The organism is Nostoc sp. (genome assembly GCF_054880495.1).
Map to the genome: position 1 here is coordinate 1 of NZ_JBTYKD010000159.1, position 4029 is coordinate 4029.

The window sequence follows — 4029 nt, forward strand, 5'->3', positions numbered from 1 at the left end:
AATTCAACTCCAACGGTTAGAAGAGTTAGGAGTTAAGAGTTATGAATTTTAACTCCTAACTAGGACTGACGCAAAATATCTCTAAACTTTGATTTCTCCGTGTCGCCCCAGTTGCTACAACTCTTGGAACCCCGGCAATGCACTGGCTTCTCTGCGCCTCTGCGGTAGCCTGCGGCAAGCCGAAGCGTCTACGTTATTCCGTAACTCGTGCGTAAGTAAGTCCTACTAAGCTGTTCCACATTTAACTTGCATCTCTTGGGCGGGCGAGACGCCCACCCCACAATAAATGTACAATTTCAGATTATGCAAAATAGATGTGGTTTAGCTTAACTCCTCACTCAAGAAGCATAGGCCAGTGGATCAACGAGTCCCAATTCGGCAAAAGCTGCTAGCCGCAAGCCACAAGAATCACAGACGCCACAAGCAACATCTCCATTGGCATAGCAAGACCAAGTTAGCTCCCAAGGAACTCCCAATTGGTTCCCCAGTTGAATGATTTCAGTTTTTTTCAAGTTAATCAAGGGTACAACAATATTAATTGGTTCTCCTTCACGCCCTTGTTTGGTTCCCAGGCGAAATACTTCCTGCATTGCTTGGATATAGTCGGGGCGACAGTCAGGATATCCTGAGTAATCTAGGGCGTTGACACCGATATAGACACGCTCTGCTGCGATCGCTTCGGCGTAACCAAGAGCAAAGCTTAAGAAGATGGTATTACGAGCCGGAACGTATGTGACAGGAATATTTTGAGACATTTCATCCAGCGATCGCTCCTGGGGTAAATCAATCGCGTCATCGGTAAGTGCTGAACCGCCCCATTGTCGTAAGTCAAAATTAACTACCTGATGTTTCACGATCCCAGCTTTTTGAGCGACGGTGAGGGCTGACTGTAACTCTCGGCGGTGTCGCTGCTGGTAATCAAAGGAAATAGTATGACATTCACAGCCATCAGCCTGAGCTTTGTACAGAATTGTGGAAGAGTCCAATCCTCCAGATAACAGAATTACAGCTTTCATATCGGTTGCAAATTTTGGATTTAACTGATTCGGCGGAATTCCCCGTCCCTCTACAGGGCCGGGATGGATAGCTTTCTTGATGACGAAAACACCTCCGACTAATATCAACCGCAGGTTGATTAGGAAGTGGGGTGTTTGAGAAGTCACCAATTATTTTATTACTTTACCAAGAAATATATATCATGCTAAGATAGATATATTAAGGAGGTGATGTTAAGTGTTGCATAAAGTTGTACAAGTCCGTTTATATCCATCAGTTGAGCAGCAAATTAAATTAGCGCAGGCTTTTGGGTGTGCTAGATGGTGGTGGAATTATGCCCTAAATAAGTCAATTGAAACTTATAAAGAAACAGGTAAAGGACTTAGCCGTGCAGCACTAAACGCACTTCTTCCATTGCTCAAAAAATCTGTTGATACGATTTGGTTAGGTGATTGTTACAGTCAAGTTTTACAGGCTACAACACTGAATCTAACCACGGCGTACAAAAACTTTTTTGATAAACGTGCTGGATTTCCTAAGTTCAAATCTAAGTTTGGAAAACAGTCTATCCAGTATCCTCAAAACGTCAAGATTGTAGATGGTGATGTCAAGCTCCCTGGTAATATTGGGATAGTAAAAGCCAAAATACACAGAGCGATTGAGGGGAAAATCAAAACTGTTGCTGTGAGTAAAACGCCTTCTGGTAAATATCTTGCATCTATCTTGACTGAGGTAGAGGGTGAAAATCCTGTTATCACATTCGGGAAGATTTACGGCATTGACTTAGGACTGAAACATTTTGCTGTTGTAACTGACGGTGTTCATATTTCTAAATACGATAATCCTAAGCACCTTGCAAAGCATGAAAAAAATCTAAAACGCAAGCAACAAAAATTAGCGCGTAAGCAACTCGGGAGTATTTCAAGGAATAGATATAAAAAAGTTGTTGCCAAGGTGTACGAGCGAATTAGTAATTCGCGGCAAGATTTTCTACATAAACTTAGTTATAAGTTGGTCAGCGATAGCCAAGCTGTCATAGTAGAAAATCTTAATGTCAAAGGCATGGTTCGTAATCACAAATTGGCGAAATCAATATCTGATGTTGGTTGGGGAACTTTCACTAACTTTTTAGCCTATAAGCTAGAGCGCAGAGGTGGAAAGTTAGTTGAGATTGATAGATGGTTTCCTAGTTCCAAACTTTGCTCTAATTGTTTTTATCAAATTGGTGAGTTGCCATTGGATGTCCGTGAATGGACTTGTCCTCACTGCGGTACTCATCATGACAGGGATGGAAACGCGGCGATAAATATTAGAGCGGAGGGTATCAGAATGATAAAGGCGGAAGGTTCAGCCGTTTCTGCTGTAGGAGGGGAGGTAAGTCCTATTCTTGGGCGAAAGTCTAAGTTTAGGCACTCCCCCGTGATTACAGAAGCCCCAACTTCAACCGTACTCGGTAAGTTGGGGTAGTTCACAATCGCCAAATCACACCTTAACAAGATGCTAGGAAGCAATGCTAAATAGAATTTACACTTAGGTCTTACTGAATATTTTAAAGTTAATCAAAAGATATATATTTTTTGGAGAAAGTGCAAAATCTCAAGCAAAGCCGAACTATCTATACAAAAGATATTTGGATTACGGGAACCGATCACAAACTTTGAAATTCTTCATAAACATAGGCTCTATGTTACCATCTGGATGGTTTTAGACGGATCGTAACTGGCTTTCGAGTATAAACGCCAACGGCCGTAGCGTCTCTAAATTTGGTGGTTGAGGAGAGAATAATAGTGCAAAATAGCATGTCAGTGGCAGAACCGAATCCATATACACAGCGTAACCAGCCACGACCGATCCGCATAGGCGTGATTGGAGTGGGTAACATGGGACAACATCACGCTCGCGTGCTGAGTTCAATGAAAGATGTGGAACTAGTCGGAGTGGCAGATATTAACGTTGAGCGAGGGTTAGAAACTGCCAGTAAGTACAAGGTGCGTTTTTTTGAAGATTACTGTGACCTGCTACCCCTTGTGGAAGCAGTTTGTGTAGCTGTTCCCACCCGTCTGCACTATGCCGTGGGCATCAACTGTCTGTTAGCGGGAATTCATGTTTTGATTGAAAAACCGATCGCAGCCAGTATTTCTGAGGCAGAGTCTTTAGTCAATGCGGCAGCTGAGTCTGGGTGTATTCTGCAAGTGGGTCATATTGAGCGTTTCAACCCAGCTTTTAAAGAGCTGAGCCAAGTGCTGAAAACAGAGGAATTGCTGGCGCTAGAAGCCCACAGGATGAGTCCTTACTCAGATCGGGCAAACGATGTTTCGGTTGTGCTGGATTTAATGATCCATGACATTGACCTACTTTTGGAATTAGCTGCTTCCCCAGTTACGAAATTGACTGCTAGCGGGACTCGCGCCCTGGACTCTGGTTATTTAGATTACGTAACTGCCACCTTGGGGTTTGCCAATGGTATTGTTGCTACTCTGACTGCCAGTAAAGTCACCCACCGAAAAATTCGCCGGATTGTCGCCCATTGCAAAAATTCATTTACTGAGGCAGATTTTCTCAAGAATGAAATTTTGATTCACCGACAAACGACTGCCAATTCTCTCACCGACCACCGACAAGTACTTTACAGGCAAGATGGTGTGATTGAAAAAGTCTACACCAGCAATGTTCAACCCCTGAGTGCAGAATTAGAACATTTTGTCAACTGTGTACACGGTGGCAATCAACCCTCAGTGGGTGGTGAACAAGCTCTCAAAGCCCTGAGACTCGCAAGTTTAATTGAGCAGATGGCGCTGGAAGATCGAGTTTGGAATCCATTAGACTGGCAATCGGAACCAAGAGTACAATCATTGACCCCGACAGCCTAGAAAAAGAAGAGGGACAAGGGGGACAAGGTAAAATTTTCTCCCCCTGTCTTTCCCTACTAGGGAAGCTACCGTGTATACACAAGTCTCTCTTAGGGACTTCCAAGAAATAAATTACTACTACTTGTGAGGTGGGCGACACGATAGCCCAGTAACCAAAGGCTCA

The 4029-nt window shown here is 43.5% G+C and carries 3 protein-coding genes; 2 read left to right on the plus strand and 1 reads right to left on the minus strand.

Annotated features, from left to right (window positions below; translation table 11 throughout):
* Positions 1-338: 338 nt before the first annotated feature.
* Positions 339-1016: a 7-cyano-7-deazaguanine synthase QueC gene (gene queC / locus ACYTXL_RS15845; protein WP_461925569.1), complete on the minus strand. Its 678-nt coding sequence runs from the start codon at positions 1014-1016 to the stop codon at positions 339-341.
* A gap of 217 nt (positions 1017-1233) precedes the next feature.
* Between queC and ACYTXL_RS15850 the strand changes: the two genes are divergently transcribed.
* Both ACYTXL_RS15850 and ACYTXL_RS15855 read left to right on the plus strand, forming a co-directional pair.
* Positions 1234-2463: an RNA-guided endonuclease InsQ/TnpB family protein gene (locus tag ACYTXL_RS15850; protein WP_461925568.1), complete on the plus strand. Its 1230-nt coding sequence runs from the start codon at positions 1234-1236 to the stop codon at positions 2461-2463.
* Between the two features lie 320 nt (positions 2464-2783).
* Positions 2784-3866, plus strand: coding sequence for a Gfo/Idh/MocA family oxidoreductase (locus ACYTXL_RS15855; protein WP_334907728.1), 1083 nt, complete (start codon positions 2784-2786; stop codon positions 3864-3866).
* The last annotated feature ends 163 nt before the right edge of the window (positions 3867-4029 follow it).

What these genes read in the sequence shown, in the direction of transcription:
- queC (WP_461925569.1), bottom strand. Translation starts at nt 1,016, where the DNA reads ATGAAAGCTGTAATTCTGTTATCTGGAGGATTGGACTCTTCCACAATT.